This is a genomic window from Winogradskyella sp. (assembly GCF_013042245.1).
Taxonomy (GTDB): Bacteria; Bacteroidota; Bacteroidia; order Flavobacteriales; family Flavobacteriaceae; genus Winogradskyella.
In genome coordinates this window covers 76,571-92,331 of sequence record NZ_JABDQL010000024.1, presented here as the reverse complement: position 1 = coordinate 92,331, position 15,761 = coordinate 76,571, and the positions used below count along the sequence as shown (strand labels likewise).

The window sequence follows — 15,761 nt, the reverse complement described above, 5'->3', positions numbered from 1 at the left end:
GTGTAAAGCCAATTACTAGAAATAGTTAATGGAGAACTGGTACCGTTGAAATTGGCTGTAAATGCGGCGTCAATACTAGTTATAAGACCTGTAGAGTCATCTATCAAATCTACCTGAAAATTCTCATTACCAGAAGCAAGAGAATTGTTTCCTATTGGTGAGCACCAGTAATTATAGGCATACTCGTTTGAAGTTCCTCTTTGTTGTACACTTAACTGTCCTAAACCTGAATTACCTGTAACACCTGTACCTTGTATGAATTGAGATTCATTTCTAAGATACATCATAGAATTTGCCTCCTGAAGATTTATATTATCTTCTACAAAAACTACGTTATCATCAACAAAAATATAGGCGTCATTTCTTACTGTTAACTGAGCACAAATACTATTTATACCAAAAAAAGTTAGAATAATTAAAATGATTTTTTGACTGTACCTCATGAATAAAAACTTAAATATGAATACAAATTAAATTTTTTATAATTCATAATCAATAAGTTAAACACTAAATCGATAAAACGCAGCTAATAGAAGTTAAACGAATTAGTGAATGGTAACAAAGCAAAAAACGTTATCTAAATCTAAGCTTGTCCTGTAGGTCCAAAATTTATTGGAACTTGGGGTTGTTCATAATCTTTAATAGTACCATGAGCCTGCTCAAATCGTTTTACGTTATCGTTTAATGCTTTTACTAAACGTTTTGCATGCTGAGGTGTTAGTATAATACGTGACTTTACTTTACTTTTTGGTGTACCTGGCATAATATTTACAAAGTCTACGACAAACTCTGACACTGAGTGATTAATGATTGCAAGATTTGAGTAAGTGCCTTGCGCCACTTGTTCATCTAATTCAATATTGATTTGTCCTTTTTTTGGAGTTTTATTTTGATCTGCCATTTCTATTATTTTCTTTAGTTAATACTCTGTTTTATAAGAAAAGCCTTCAATCTAATTTTAGAATGAAGGCTTTAATTTATACTCTCGCCTTCGCGAGATAAACTATAATCTAGTTATAATTCATTTCTTCTTTTTGCTTCATCATTTCATCAAATTCCGACTTTGAGCCTACGATGATATTTTCGTAATCTCTAACACCAGTTCCGGCAGGAATTCTATGACCTACAATTACATTTTCCTTAAGACCTTCAAGCGTATCAACTTTACCGTTTACTGCGGCTTCATTAAGTACTTTTGTGGTCTCTTGGAACGATGCCGCTGAGATAAATGATTTCGTCTGTAAAGATGCTCGAGTAATACCCTGTAGAATTGGCGTTGCTGTTGCGTTACTTGCATCACGGGCTGTTACTAATTGCTTATCTTCACGTCTCAAACTAGAATTCTCATCACGTAATACGCGCGTGGTCACTATCTGGCCCACTTTTAAATTCTCAGAATCTCCAGCGTCTTCAACCACTTTCATACCGAAAATCTTATCATTTTCTTCGATGAAATCTGATTTGTGAACTAATTGGTTTTCTAAGAAAATAGTATCACCAGAATCTATAATTCTCACTTTACGCATCATTTGTCTTACAACAACTTCGAAATGCTTATCATTAATCTTCACACCTTGTAATCGGTAAACTTCTTGTACCTCATTTACTAAGTACTGTTGTACCGCTGAAGGACCTTTGATGTTTAAGATATCGTTTGGTGTTATAGAACCATCAGATAATGGCATACCTGCTTTTACGTAATCGTTTTCTTGTACAAGAATTTGACTAGATAGCTTTACTAAGTATTTTTTAATCTCACCTAATTTGGACTCGATGATTATCTCACGGTTACCACGCTTAATCTTACCAAATGATACAACACCATCAATCTCTGTTACAACAGCTGGATTGGATGGATTACGTGCTTCGAATAACTCCGTTACACGAGGAAGACCACCAGTAATATCTCCTGCTTTAGATGATTTACGAGGAATTTTAACTAAGATTTTACCTATATCAATTTTCTCACCATCATCAATCATAATGTGTGCACCTACTGGTAAGTTGTAAGAACGGATGGTTTCACCTTTCTTATCTTCTATCAGTAATGTTGGAATTAACTTCTTGTTTCTAGATTCTGAAATTACTTTCTCTTGGAAACCTGTTTGTTCGTCAATTTCGACTTGATATGTTACACCTTGTTCGATATTTTCATACTTCACTTTACCAGCAAATTCTGAAATAATTACACCATTATATGGATCCCATTGGCAAACTACAGTATCTTTCTTAATCTTAGCACCAGGCTTAACAAATATATGAGAACCGTAAGGGATGTTATTAGTACTTAAAATAATACCTGTTTTAGCGTCTGTTAATTTCAATTCCGAGGTACGAGAAATAACTACATCTACTTCATTACCTTCACTATCCTTAGATTTAACTGTTTTTAAATCTTCGATTTCTGCAACACCATCGAACTTAGCAATTAACTTATTCTCTTCAGAAATGTTACCAGCAATACCACCTACGTGAAATGTACGTAATGTTAACTGTGTACCTGGTTCACCAATAGATTGTGCGGCTACTACACCAACAGCTTCTCCTCGTTGTACCATTTTACCTGTTGCTAAGTTACGTCCGTAACACTTGACACAGATACCTTTCTTGGCTTCACATGTCAATGGCGAACGTACCTCTATAGACTCAACTGGAGAATCACCAATTTTCTTAGCAATAACATCATCGATATGAGCTCCTGCTTCAACCAATAGCTCTTCAGTTAATGGGTTGTAAACATCATTCACAGACGTACGACCAACGATTCTTGCTTCTAGTTTTTCAACAATTTCTTCGTTCTTCTTTAATGCAGAAACTTCGATTCCTCTCAATGTACCACAATCTTCTTGATATACAATAACATCTTGAGATACATCTACTAAACGACGTGTTAAGTAACCTGCATCGGCAGTTTTAAGAGCCGTATCTGCAAGTCCTTTACGTGCACCGTGTGTAGAAATAAAGTATTCTAAAATTGAAAGTCCTTCTTTAAAGTTTGAAAGAATTGGATTCTCAATAATTGAACCTCCTCCTGATGTAGATTTTTTAGGTTTAGCCATTAATCCACGCATACCTGTTAACTGACGAATCTGTTCTTTAGATCCACGAGCACCAGAATCTAGCATCATAAATACTGAGTTGAATCCTTGTTGATCCTCACGGATACGTTTCATAGATAGCTCTGTTAATTCTGCATTCGTAGATGTCCAGATATCAATAACTTGGTTGTAACGTTCGTTATTGGTAATAAGACCCATATTATAGCTTCCCATAATACCATCTACTTTTGTATTAGCAGCATCAATCATTCCTTGTTTTTCTTGAGGAATAATGATATCTCCTAAACTGAAAGACAAACCACCTTGGAAAGCGAATTTGTATCCTAATGTTTTGATTTCATCAAGGAATGCTGCAGTTTCAGGTACGCTAGTTTTCTTAAGAATACCATGAATAATATCTCTTAAAGATTTCTTAGTTAATACCTCATTGATATAACCAGCAGCTTCAGGTACTTTTTCGTTGAAAAGTACACGACCTACAGTAGTCTCTATAATTTGAGTTGTTAACTCTCCTTCTTCGTTAAAATCTTTTGTACGGACTTTTATTCCAGCGTTTAAGTCAACTTTCTTCTCGTTGTAAGCAATTGTTACTTCGTCTGGAGAATAGAATGTTAAGCCTTCACCTTTAACTTTATAATCCTTATCTGATTTTCTGTGCTTGGTCATGTAATATAAACCAAGTACCATATCCTGAGAAGGTACTGTTACTGGTGAACCATTTGCAGGGTTTAAAATATTGTGAGACGCTAACATTAATAGTTGCGCTTCTAATATAGCTTCTGGCCCTAGTGGTAAATGTACAGCCATCTGGTCTCCATCGAAATCAGCATTAAATGCAGTACACACTAATGGGTGTAACTGAATTGCCTTACCTTCAATAAGTTTTGGTTGGAATGCTTGAATACCTAGTCTGTGTAACGTAGGAGCACGATTTAAAAGAACCGGATGTCCTTTTAAAACATTTTCTAAGATATCCCAAACTACTGGCTCTTTTCTGTCTATAATTTTCTTAGCAGATTTCACTGTTTTTACTATTCCTCTTTCGATTAACTTACGAATGATGAATGGCTTGTAAAGCTCAGCTGCCATATTCTTTGGAAGACCACATTCAAATAACTTTAATTCTGGTCCAACAACAATTACGGAACGTGCAGAATAATCAACACGTTTACCTAATAAGTTTTGACGGAAACGTCCTTGCTTACCTTTAAGTGAATCTGAAAGTGATTTTAACGGTCTATTAGAATCGGTTTTAACCGCAGAAGACTTACGTGTATTATCGAATAAAGAATCTACAGACTCTTGGAGCATACGCTTCTCGTTACGTAAAATTACTTCTGGCGCTTTTATCTCAACAAGTCTCTTAAGACGGTTGTTACGGATAATTACACGACGGTATAAATCATTTAAATCAGACGTAGCAAAACGACCACCATCTAAAGGCACTAAAGGTCTTAATTCTGGTGGGATTACAGGCACAGCCTTCATTATCATCCATTCTGGCTTGTTCTCTCTATTCTCGTTAGAATCTCTAAATGCTTCGACAACCTGAAGACGTTTTAACGCTTCAGTTTTACGTTGCTTAGAAGTTTCGTTATTTGCCTTGTGACGTAAGTCATAAGACAACTGGTCTAAATCGATACGTGCTAAAATGTCTATTAAACATTCTGCTCCCATTTTTGCGATAAATTTATTAGGATCTGTATCGTCTAAATACTGATTCTCCTGAGGGATAGTTTCAAGTATGTTTAAATACTCTTCCTCAGTTAAGAAGTCCATTTTTTGTAATGGCTCACCTTCAGCATTCATAGCAATACCTGGCTGAATAACTACGTAACGTTCGTAGTAAATAATCATATCTAATTTCTTAGATGGCAGGCCTAATAAATAACCTATTTTGTTAGGTAAGGAACGGAAATACCAGATATGAGCTACAGGCACAACTAAGTTGATGTGTCCTACGCGATCTCTACGTACTTTCTTTTCTGTTACTTCTACACCACAACGGTCACAAACGATACCTTTGTAACGTATTCTTTTATATTTACCACAAGCACATTCAAAATCCTTTACAGGACCAAAAATACGCTCACAGAACAAACCATCACGTTCTGGTTTATGTGTACGATAATTTATAGTTTCTGGCTTTAATACTTCACCACGAGATGCTGCTAAAACAGACTCTGGTGATGCTAAACCAATAGAGATTTTGTTAAACTTCTGTACTGTATTCTTATCTTGTCTTCTTGCCATGTCTTTTATAGTCTTCAGTTTGCAGTTTGCAGTCTTCAGTCATTTTTGATACAGTATAGAAACTGCTTACTAACGACTGCTAACTGCCGACTTAATTTATTCTTCTAATCTAATATCTAATCCTAGTCCTTTCAATTCGTGCATAAGTACGTTGAAAGATTCAGGTAGTCCCGGCTCTGGCATTGGCTCACCTTTTACGATAGCTTCGTAAGTTTTTGCTCTACCAATAACGTCATCCGATTTTACGGTTAAGATTTCACGTAATGTACTTGATGCTCCATAAGCCTCAAGTGCCCATACTTCCATCTCACCAAAACGCTGACCACCAAACTGTGCTTTACCACCTAATGGTTGCTGCGTAATTAATGAGTAAGGTCCTATAGAACGCGCGTGCATCTTATCATCAATCATATGACCAAGTTTAATCATATAAATTACACCGACAGTTGCAGGTTGATCAAAACGATCTCCTGTTCCACCATCATATAAATATGTATGACCAAAACGTGGTACACCAGCTTCATCTGTAAATCCATTAATTTGGTCTAGTGTTGCACCGTCGAAAATAGGTGTCGCATATGTTCTACCTAATTTTTGACCTGCCCAACCAAGAACCGTTTCATAAATTTGACCGATGTTCATACGAGATGGTACACCAAGCGGATTTAATACAATATCTACAGGGGTTCCATCTTCTAAGAATGGCATATCCTCTTGACGAACGATACGTGCCACAATACCTTTATTACCGTGACGACCTGCCATCTTATCACCAACTTTAAGTTTACGCTTTTTAGCGATATAAACTTTTGCTAGTTTAATGATACCTGCAGGTAATTCATCGCCTACAGAAATTGTAAACTTCTCACGTCTTAATGAACCTTGTAGATCATTTTCTTTAATCTTGTAGTTGTGGATTAAATCTTCAACCAATGCGTTAGTTGCATCATCTGTTGTCCATCTTCCTGAAGTTAAATGCGCATAATCATCAACAGCATTTAACATTTTCAAGGTATACTTCTTTCCTTTTGGAATAATCTCTTCTCCTAAGTCATTATAAATACCTTGGGCAGTTTTACCATTAACTATAGCAAATAACTTTTCAACTAAAACATTTTGAAGGTCTTCAAAACGTTTATCGTAAACATCTTCCAGCTTTTCAATATCTTCTTTATCTTGAGCTCTCTTACGCTTGTCCTTTATAGCACGTGCGAATAACTTCTTATCAATGACAACACCATTTAATGATGGTGAAGCTTTTAATGAAGCATCTTTTACATCTCCTGCTTTATCACCGAAGATTGCACGTAATAATTTTTCTTCTGGAGTTGGGTCTGACTCACCCTTTGGTGTAATCTTACCAATTAAAATGTCTCCTGGTTTGATTTCTGCACCAACACGAATCATACCATTTTCATCCAAGTCTTTGGTAGCTTCTTCAGAAACATTAGGGATATCATTAGTTAACTCTTCATTACCTAATTTTGTATCTCTTACTTCTAAAGAATACTCATCGATATGAATTGAAGTGAATATGTCATCACGAACTACTTTTTCAGAAATTACAATCGCATCCTCGAAGTTATAACCTTTCCATGGCATAAATGCCACTTTCATGTTACGCCCAAGAGCAAGCTCTCCTTTTTGAGTTGCATAACCTTCACAGAGCACTTGTCCTTTTAAAACTTTATCACCTTTTTGTACAATAGGTTTTAAGTTAATAGACGTCCCTTGGTTAGTCTTTCTGAACTTAACCAAAGGGTAAGTTTTGGTATCGCTATCAAAGCTTACCATAGCTTCTTCTTTTGTACGCTCGTATTTGATTGTTATTTTTTCTGCATCTACATACTCAACAGTACCAGCGCCTTCAGCATTAATTAATACTCTAGAATCTGATGCTACTTGTCGCTCTAAACCTGTACCTACAATTGGTGCTTGTGGACGCAATAGTGGTACGGCTTGACGCATCATGTTAGATCCCATCAACGCACGGTTGGCATCATCATGTTCCAAGAATGGAATTAAAGATGCTGAAATCGAAGCAATTTGATTAGGGGCTACATCGGTATAATTTACGTTTGAAGGCTCAATTACAGGGAAATCGCCCTCTTGGCGAGAAATGATTTTTTCTGGTAAAATTTTACCTTTATTGTCAACTTCAATTGTAGCTTGTGCAATTAACATATCTTCCTCCTCTTCAGCACTTAGATATGTTGGCGTATTTTTAATATCTACTACACCATTTTCTACTTTACGATAAGGTGTTTCTATGAATCCCATAGAATTCACTTTTGCAAACACCGATAATGAAGAAATTAAACCAATGTTTGGTCCTTCAGGTGTTTCGATAGGGCATAGACGACCGTAGTGTGTATAGTGTACATCACGAACTTCGAAACCTGCTCTTTCTCTAGATAAACCTCCAGGTCCTAAAGCCGATAGACGACGTTTGTGTGTAATCTCTGCTAGTGGATTTGTTTGATCCATAAACTGAGATAACTGGTTAGTTCCAAAGAATGAATTAATAACTGAAGACAAAGTCTTAGCATTAATCAAATCTATTGGCGTAAATACCTCGTTATCACGAACGTTCATACGCTCACGAATAGTACGTGCCATACGTGCTAAACCAACTCCAAACTGAGATGATAATTGTTCGCCTACTGTACGTACACGACGGTTAGACAAGTGATCAATATCATCAATCTCTGCTTTTGAGTTAATAAGCTCAATTAGATATTTTATAATAGTTATGATATCTACTTTGGTAAGCACTTGCTTATCCATTCCAATATCTAACTGTAATTTTTTATTCATTCTATAACGACCTACTTCTCCTAAAGAGTAACGTTGATCAGAAAAGAATAATTTATCAATTATACCACGTGCAGTTTCTTCATCTGGTGGCTCTGCATTACGTAATTGACGGTAGATATGCTCAACAGCTTCTTTTTCAGAGTTTGTTGGATCCTTCTGTAATGTATTGTGAATAATTGCATAGTCTCCTTGCTGTCCGCTTTCCTTGTGAAGAAGAATAGTCTTTACACCAGCTTCTAGGATTTCTTCAATATTTTCTTTGTCTATAATTGTATCACGGTCAAGAACGATTTCGTTACGCTCGATAGATACTACTTCACCTGTATCTTCATCTACGAAATCTTCATGCCATGTGTTAAGTACACGTGCCGCAAGTTTACGACCGATAACTTTCTTTAAACCAGATTTAGAAACTTTTACTTCTTCAGCAAGATCAAATATCTCTAAAATATCTTTATCTCTTTCGAAACCAATAGCTCTAAATAAAGTAGTAACAGGAAGTTTTTTCTTTCTGTCAATATAAGCGTACATTACACTGTTAATATCAGTAGCAAATTCTATCCAAGACCCTTTAAAAGGAATTACTCTTGCTGAATATAATTTGGTACCATTAGCATGGAACGACTGACTAAAAAATACACCAGGTGATCTATGTAGCTGAGACACAACAACTCTTTCTGCTCCGTTTATACAGAATGTACCGCTTGGTGTCATGTAAGGAATTGTTCCTAAGTATACATCCTGAACAATAGTCTCGAAGTCCTCGTGTTCAGGGTCTGTACAATACAATTTCAAACGTGCTTTAAGTGGCACACTGTATGTTAGTCCTCTTTCTATACATTCTTCGATTGAATATCTTGGTGGATCTATAAAGTAGTCCAAGAATTCTAATACGAATTGGTTTCTTGTGTCGGTAATTGGAAAATTCTCCATGAAGGTGTTGTATAAACCTTCGTTACCTCTTTGATCAGATTTTGTCTCTAATTGGAAAAAATCCTGAAAGGATTTTATCTGAATGTCCAGAAAATCTGGATATTCAGTTCTATTTACAATCGAGGAGAAATTTAATCTTTCAGCTTGTTTTGCTAACATCGATGAACGCGTTTTTGATTAAAAATAATGTAATAAAGTGTACATACTATTTATATACACAAAATGGTCTAGGCATTATCCCGCAAAAAGCGGGATAAACCTAAACCTTATATTGTAGGTATTAACTGAGCTTACTTAAGCTCAACCTCTGCTCCAGCTTCTTCTAACTGTGCTTTTAAAGCTTCAGCTTCGTCTTTAGCAACGCCTTCTTTGATTGCGCTTGGTGCATCATCAACTAAACCTTTAGCATCTTTTAATCCTAAACCAGTTAATTCTTTAACAAGTTTTACAACTGCTAATTTAGAACCACCAGCGGCTTTAAGGATTACGTCAAATTCAGTTTGCTCTTCTTCAGCCTCTCCACCAGCAGCAGCACCACCAGCAGCAACAGCTACTGCAGCAGCAGCAGGCTCAATACCGTATTCTTCTTTTAAAATATCAGCTAATTCATTAACCTCTTTTACAGTTAAATTAACTAATTGTTCTGCGAAATCTTTTAAATCTGCCATTTTTCTATCGTTTTAATAAATGTGTTTTTATTTTAGTTTTTAAGTGCGTACTTGTAATATTATCCTTCTTTTTCGGATAATGTTTTTAATAATCCTGCAATTGTTCCACCACTTGATTTAAGTGCTGAAATAACGTTTTTAGCAGGAGATTGTAATAAGCCTATTACTTCACCAATCAATTCTTCTCTTGATTTGATGTCGACTAGGGCGTCTAATTGGTCATCTCCAATGTAAATTGACTCTTCAATAAAAGCTCCCTTTAATAAAGGCTTTTCAGACTTTTTACGGAATGCTTTAATTACTTTAGCTGGTCCATTACCAGTTTCAGAGTACATTACAGAGGTATTACCTTTAAGGGTTGATGGTAACTCTCCAAACTCTTTGTCTGATGCTTCCATTGCCTTTTCTAATAATGTATTCTTAACAACTGCTAATTTCACATTAGCTTTAAAACAAGCACGACGTAAATTTGAAGTATCTACTGCATTTAATCCAGATATATCCGTTAAATAAATATTTGCATTATCTGCTAACTGAGCAGTTAACTCATCAATTACTAGGGATTTTTCTTCTCTTGTCATAATATTCTAAGTTTAACTACTATCCTATTTTTGTATCAATTGCTATGCTTGGACTCATTGTGCTAGACATGAAAATACTTTTTACATAAACACCTTTTGACGCTGTTGGTTTTAGCTTCATTAATGTTGTTAATAATTCGTTAGCATTTCCTACAAGTTTATCTGCACTAAAAGATGCTTTACCAATTGGTGCATGTACAATACCTGTTTTATCTACTTTAAAGTCTATCTTACCAGCCTTTACTTCCGAAACTGCCTTAGCTACGTCCATAGTTACTGTTCCAGTTTTAGGGTTTGGCATAAGACCTCTTGGTCCTAATACTCTACCTAATGGTCCTAACTTACCCATAATGCTCGGCATTGTAACTATGACGTCAACATCTGTCCAACCATCTTTAATTTTTTGTAAGTATTCATCTAACCCCACATAATCAGCGCCAGCTGCTTTAGCCTCTTCTTCTTTATCTGGTGTTACTAGTGCAAGAACCTTCATGTCTTTACCCGTACCGTGTGGTAGTGAAACCACACCACGAACCATTTGGTTTGCCTTACGTGGATCTACGCCTAATCTTATGGCTAAATCTACTGAGGCGTCAAATTTTGTGTATGTGATTTCTTTAAGTAAAGCTGAAGCTTCTTCAACAGAGTAAAGTTTATTTTTATCAACTTTAGCTCTGGCTTCTTTTTGCTTTTTTGTTAATCTTGCCATTTCAAAAATTTTTAGTTTGGTGCTTCTCCACCTTTAACTGTAATACCCATCGATCTTGCCGTACCAGCTACCATTTTCATAGCTGAATCAATAGTAAATGCATTTAAATCTACCATCTTATCTTCTGCAATAGTCTTAACTTGGTCCCAAGTTACTTTTGCTACTTTACGTCGGTTTGGTTCTCCTGATCCCTTCTTTACTTTGGCCGCTTCTAATAATTGTACTGCTGCTGGTGGAGTCTTGATTACGAATTCAAAAGATTTGTCTTTGTAAACAGAAATTACCACAGGTAAAACTTTACCTGGTCTATCTTGGGTTCTAGCATTAAACTGCTTACAAAACTCCATGATATTAACTCCAGCGGCACCTAAAGCGGGTCCAACCGGTGGCGATGGATTCGCTGCACCTCCCCGAACTTGTAATTTAACTACTTTGTCTAGTTCTTTTGCCATTTTAAATTTAAAATTATGCGATGTTCTTAAATTGGAAGCCTAAAAACATACGCCTTATATAATGTAACAATTATTATACTTTTTCAACTTGCATATAGCTCAATTCTAATGGTGTTTTTCTTCCAAAAATCTTCACCATTACTTCTAGCTTACGCTTTTCTTCATTTATTTTTTCGATAGTCCCGTCAAACCCGTTGAATGGACCGTCAATAACTTTCACAGTCTCACCAATGGTGAATGGTATAGCAATGTTTGCATCAGCCTCCAAAGCCAATTCGTCAACTTTACCTAGCATGCGGTTAACCTCAGATTGTCTTAATGGTACTGGCTCGCCACCTTTTGTTTCACCTAAGAAACCAATAACGTTTGTAATTGATTTAATGATGTGTGGCACTTCACCACTAAGGTTTGCCTGTATCATAATGTAACCTGGAAAATAAGTACGTTCTTTATTTATTTTCTTACCGTTACGTATTTGTATTACTTTTTCTGTAGGCACCAACACTTGATCAACATAATCACCTAATCCTAATCTAGAAATTTCATTCTCGATGTAAGTTTTGATTTTGTTTTCTTGACCACTTACGGCTCTAACAACATACCACTTTTTATTTCCGCTTTTTTCAGACATGTAATTGATTTGTTGTTTAATTAATTAGACCGAAATATGCTTTAATAACTCTACTAAATACGGTATCAACTCCCCAAATAGCTAACGAAAATAATATAGAAAAAACGGCTACGACAATTGTTAATCGCTGGGCTTCTGGCCATGGTGTCCATGTTACATTATTTTTTAGCTCTTCGAAAGATTCTTTTACGTATGTTACTATTCCTGCCATTTTTATATCTTTTATTTCAGGTTGAAAACATTATAATTTTATAATACTTTCGCTTTTTGCTTATTTTATCATATAGTTAAGTGACTAACAGTCGCTCTATCTATACTTTGCACGGGTTGAGAGACTCGAACTCCCGACACCTGGTTTTGGAGACCAGTGCTCTACCAACTGAGCTAAACCCGTAAACATAAATCAAGGTACCCCAAAAAATCGGGACACCTTAATTATATATTTAGCTAATAATTTAGTCTAAAATTTCAGTTACCTGACCAGCACCAACTGTACGACCACCTTCACGGATAGCGAAACGTAAACCTACGTTCATTGCAATTGGTTGAATTAGCTCAACAGTAATAGTTAAGTTGTCACCAGGCATTACCATTTCTACTCCATCAGGAAGCGCAATGTTTCCTGTTACGTCAGTTGTACGAACGTAAAACTGTGGACGGTAGTTGTTGTGAAATGGTGTGTGACGGCCACCTTCTTCTTTCTTAAGGATATAAACCTCAGCTTTGAATTTAGAGTGTGGTGTTACAGAACCAGGTGCAGTAATTACCATACCTCTAGAGATTTGAGTTTTCTCAATACCTCTTAATAAGATACCAGCGTTATCACCAGCTTCACCTCTATCTAGTATTTGACGGAACATTTCGATACCTGTAATAGTAGATGTTAATTTCTCAGCACCCATACCGATAATTTCAACAGGATCACCGGTGTTAGCTACACCAGTCTCAATACGACCAGTTGCAACAGTACCACGACCTGTAATAGAAAATACGTCCTCAATAGGCATTAAGAAAGGTTTATCCATATCACGAACAGGCTCTTCAATCCAGTTATCAACAGCTTCCATTAATTCCATCACTGTATCGACCCACTTTTGCTCACCGTTAAGCGCACCTAGAGCAGAACCAGCAACTACAGGTCCATTATCTCCATCGTACTCGTAGAATGATAATAAATCTCTAATTTCCATTTCAACTAATTCTAATAACTCTTCATCATCAACCATATCCACTTTATTCATGAATACAACGATGCGAGGAATACCTACCTGACGCCCTAAAAGGATGTGCTCACGAGTTTGTGGCATAGGACCATCCGTTGCAGCAACAACCAAAATAGCACCGTCCATTTGAGCAGCACCTGTTACCATGTTTTTTACGTAATCGGCGTGACCTGGACAGTCAACGTGAGCGTAATGACGATTTGCTGTTGCATACTCTACGTGAGATGTGTTAATTGTGATACCTCTCTCTTTTTCTTCAGGAGCGTTATCAATTTGGTCGAAGTCTTTTGCTTCTGATAAACCTGCATCAGCTAATACTTTAGTAATAGCAGCAGTTAAAGTTGTTTTACCGTGATCTACGTGCCCAATAGTACCTATGTTAAGGTGTGGTTTTGAACGATCGAAAGTTGCCTTTGCCATGTTTAATTTATTTAATCTTAATTTATATTAGTGTTTAATTTTTATATACCAAAAAGAATCAATCATCACAATTATTATTGTGATAAAATCATCTATAATTCTAGAGCCAACGACGGGATTTGAACCCGTGACCTCTTCCTTACCAAGGAAACGCTCTACCCCTGAGCTACGCCGGCAATACCATTTACAATTGCCGATTTATGATTTACGATTCGTAAATCGCACCTCGTAACCCTTAAACTATTTTAGAGCGAGAGACCGGGTTCGAACCGGCGACATTCAGCTTGGAAGGCTGACGCTCTACCAACTGAGCTACTCTCGCATTTATCAAAACTTTAAGCTTTGAAAGGTTTAATTTTCGTGGGGAGAGCAGGATTCGAACCTGCGAAGTTAAAAACAACAGAGTTACAGTCTGTCCTCGTTGGCCGCTTGAGTATCTCCCCAATCATCAATTTTTAAGGCTGCCAAAATACAACTTTATTATTGATTTTCAATTCTGTAAAAGAACATTTTTTTGCTACTTAAATAAAGAGCCGATGGAGGGACTCGAACCCACGACCTGCTGATTACAAATCAGCTGCTCTAGCCAGCTGAGCTACATCGGCTTTTTTTTATGCTTTTTTAGACTAAATTTTAGACATAAAAAAGTCCGCTATTTCTAACGGACTGCAAATGTAAGATTTTATTTTTTCTTTCAAAATATTTTTGAAAGAATTTTATCAGGTATGTGACCTTAATTTTTCTTTTCTTCTTTTTAGTTGTCGTTCAAATGATGAAGCAACTAAGTCCGCGCCTTCTTCAAAAGATTTCCCTTGTTTTTTCACAACAAATACATCTCCAGGAACGCTGAGCTTTGCTTCAAATATTTTATTCTCTTTATCACTTGTATTTTCGACCTTTAAATAAACATCTGTTTGAATAATTTTGTCGTAAAAAATATCTAGCTTGTCAAAACGTTTTTGAATAAAGTCTTTTAACTTTCTATCTGCTATAAAATTAATGGACTGTATGTTTACCTTCATATAAAATGGCTTTAAGGTTAGTCTTTGTTTCTTGGATGTGCTTTGGCATGCACTTTTTTTAATTCAGCTATACTATTATGTGTATAAACTTGTGTTGCCGCCAAACTCGCATGTCCCAATAATTCTTTTACCGAATTTATGTCAGCTCCTTCATTTAATAGATGTGTTGCAAACGAATGTCTTAGAACATGTGGACTACATTTTAATTTTGTAGACGTCCTGCTAAAATACTTATTTATTGTTCTATAAACAAGCGTCTCGTAAACTTTTACTCCCTTTTGGGTTAGCAACAAGTAATCTTTATCAATAATTAAACTTAGTTTACTTCTGTACTCTTTATAAATGCTAACACTATTAATTACCGATGGTATTAATGGTATGTAGCGCTCTTTATTCCGCTTACCTAATACTTTTAAAATTGCGCTCGAAGCATCAATATCTTTTAATTTAATCTCAATTAACTCTATACGCCTAATTCCTGTAGCGTAAAATAATTCTACCATAAGCTTGTCTCTAGCACTTATAAAATCATCCACATGATTTAAATCTTCAAAAACAGCTTTCATTTCATTCTGTGAAAAAGGAACTTGGACTTTTTTCTCGACCTTCAATGCTTTATGGGTTTTTAAAGGATTTATTTCTAGCAACCTTATTTTCATCAAAAACTTGTAGTATGAATTTAATGAAGACACTTTTCTATTAATACTTCTATTGGCAATTTTAGAATTTACCAAACTTACTATCCATTGTCTTATAATATTATAACCTGTTTTCTCAATAGTATTACCATTATACTCTGACTCTAGAAATTCTTGAAAGCTTTTTAAATCTTTAAGATATGCGGTAACCGTATGTACAGAATACTTTTTTTCTAGCAATAAATAATCTGAGAATTTTTCTAGAGACATAAGCTTAATTTTCACTCTAAAAATAGGTTTTATTTTATTGATGTTGAAACTAAAAAAATAATCCCGTTAACTTTTTACAGTAACG

General features: G+C 35.7%; 12 protein-coding genes, 5 tRNA genes and 1 pseudogene. All 18 read right to left on the bottom strand.

Translation table 11 applies throughout. The features are described 5' to 3' along the window. Nucleotides 1-443 (bottom strand): annotated as a pseudogene (locus HKP48_RS02080) (secretion protein); the annotation flags it as partial. 140 nt (nucleotides 444-583) lie between these two features. Further along, on the bottom strand, nucleotides 584-901 hold the full coding sequence (locus HKP48_RS02075) for a DUF3467 domain-containing protein (RefSeq protein WP_296342302.1): 318 nt from the start codon (nucleotides 899-901) through the stop codon (nucleotides 584-586). Between the two features lie 109 nt (nucleotides 902-1,010). Continuing rightward, nucleotides 1,011-5,312: a DNA-directed RNA polymerase subunit beta' gene (gene rpoC, locus HKP48_RS02070; protein WP_296342300.1), complete on the bottom strand. Its 4,302-nt coding sequence runs from the start codon at nucleotides 5,310-5,312 to the stop codon at nucleotides 1,011-1,013. Nucleotides 5,313-5,408: 96 nt separating this feature from the next. Further along, on the bottom strand, nucleotides 5,409-9,221 hold the full coding sequence (gene rpoB, locus HKP48_RS02065; RefSeq protein ID WP_296342299.1) for a DNA-directed RNA polymerase subunit beta: 3,813 nt from the start codon (nucleotides 9,219-9,221) through the stop codon (nucleotides 5,409-5,411). Nucleotides 9,222-9,352: 131 nt separating this feature from the next. Beyond that, nucleotides 9,353-9,730 carry a 50S ribosomal protein L7/L12 gene (rplL, locus tag HKP48_RS02060; RefSeq protein WP_296342297.1) on the bottom strand — a complete coding sequence of 126 codons (378 nt, stop codon included), beginning with the start codon at nucleotides 9,728-9,730 and terminating at the stop codon, nucleotides 9,353-9,355. A gap of 59 nt (nucleotides 9,731-9,789) precedes the next feature. Beyond that, a complete protein-coding gene (gene rplJ / locus HKP48_RS02055; RefSeq protein ID WP_296342296.1) occupies nucleotides 9,790-10,311 on the bottom strand; it encodes a 50S ribosomal protein L10 in 522 nt (173 codons plus the stop codon). A gap of 19 nt (nucleotides 10,312-10,330) precedes the next feature. Beyond that, nucleotides 10,331-11,020 carry a 50S ribosomal protein L1 gene (gene rplA / locus HKP48_RS02050; RefSeq protein ID WP_296342294.1) on the bottom strand — a complete coding sequence of 230 codons (690 nt, stop codon included), beginning with the start codon at nucleotides 11,018-11,020 and terminating at the stop codon, nucleotides 10,331-10,333. An 11-nt stretch (nucleotides 11,021-11,031) separates the two neighbouring features. Further along, nucleotides 11,032-11,472, bottom strand: a complete 441-nt coding sequence (gene rplK / locus HKP48_RS02045) for a 50S ribosomal protein L11 (RefSeq protein ID WP_296342292.1) — start codon at nucleotides 11,470-11,472, stop codon at nucleotides 11,032-11,034. Between the two features lie 73 nt (nucleotides 11,473-11,545). Beyond that, complete coding sequence (gene nusG, locus HKP48_RS02040; RefSeq protein WP_296342291.1) at nucleotides 11,546-12,103, bottom strand: transcription termination/antitermination protein NusG; 558 nt, start codon at nucleotides 12,101-12,103, stop codon at nucleotides 11,546-11,548. A gap of 16 nt (nucleotides 12,104-12,119) precedes the next feature. Further along, complete coding sequence (gene secE, locus HKP48_RS02035) at nucleotides 12,120-12,314, bottom strand: preprotein translocase subunit SecE (protein ID WP_296342285.1); 195 nt, start codon at nucleotides 12,312-12,314, stop codon at nucleotides 12,120-12,122. 110 nt (nucleotides 12,315-12,424) lie between these two features. After that, nucleotides 12,425-12,497, bottom strand: a tRNA-Trp gene (locus HKP48_RS02030). Between the two features lie 61 nt (nucleotides 12,498-12,558). Continuing rightward, complete coding sequence (tuf, locus tag HKP48_RS02025; RefSeq protein ID WP_296342284.1) at nucleotides 12,559-13,746, bottom strand: elongation factor Tu; 1,188 nt, start codon at nucleotides 13,744-13,746, stop codon at nucleotides 12,559-12,561. A gap of 104 nt (nucleotides 13,747-13,850) precedes the next feature. Next, nucleotides 13,851-13,922 (bottom strand) — tRNA-Thr (locus HKP48_RS02020). A gap of 73 nt (nucleotides 13,923-13,995) precedes the next feature. Further along, nucleotides 13,996-14,068 (bottom strand) — tRNA-Gly (locus tag HKP48_RS02015). Between the two features lie 39 nt (nucleotides 14,069-14,107). Then, a tRNA-Tyr gene (locus tag HKP48_RS02010) sits at nucleotides 14,108-14,189 on the bottom strand. Nucleotides 14,190-14,277: 88 nt separating this feature from the next. After that, a tRNA-Thr gene (locus HKP48_RS02005) sits at nucleotides 14,278-14,351 on the bottom strand. A 114-nt stretch (nucleotides 14,352-14,465) separates the two neighbouring features. Continuing rightward, nucleotides 14,466-14,768 (bottom strand): ribosome-associated translation inhibitor RaiA, encoded by a 303-nt coding sequence (raiA, locus tag HKP48_RS02000; RefSeq protein WP_296342283.1) that lies wholly within the window; start codon nucleotides 14,766-14,768, stop codon nucleotides 14,466-14,468. A gap of 17 nt (nucleotides 14,769-14,785) precedes the next feature. Further along, the gene (locus HKP48_RS01995) at nucleotides 14,786-15,676 is read right to left on the bottom strand and encodes a tyrosine-type recombinase/integrase (protein ID WP_296342282.1); all 891 of its coding nucleotides are present in this window, start codon (nucleotides 15,674-15,676) and stop codon (nucleotides 14,786-14,788) included. Between the last annotated feature and the right edge of the window lie 85 nt (nucleotides 15,677-15,761).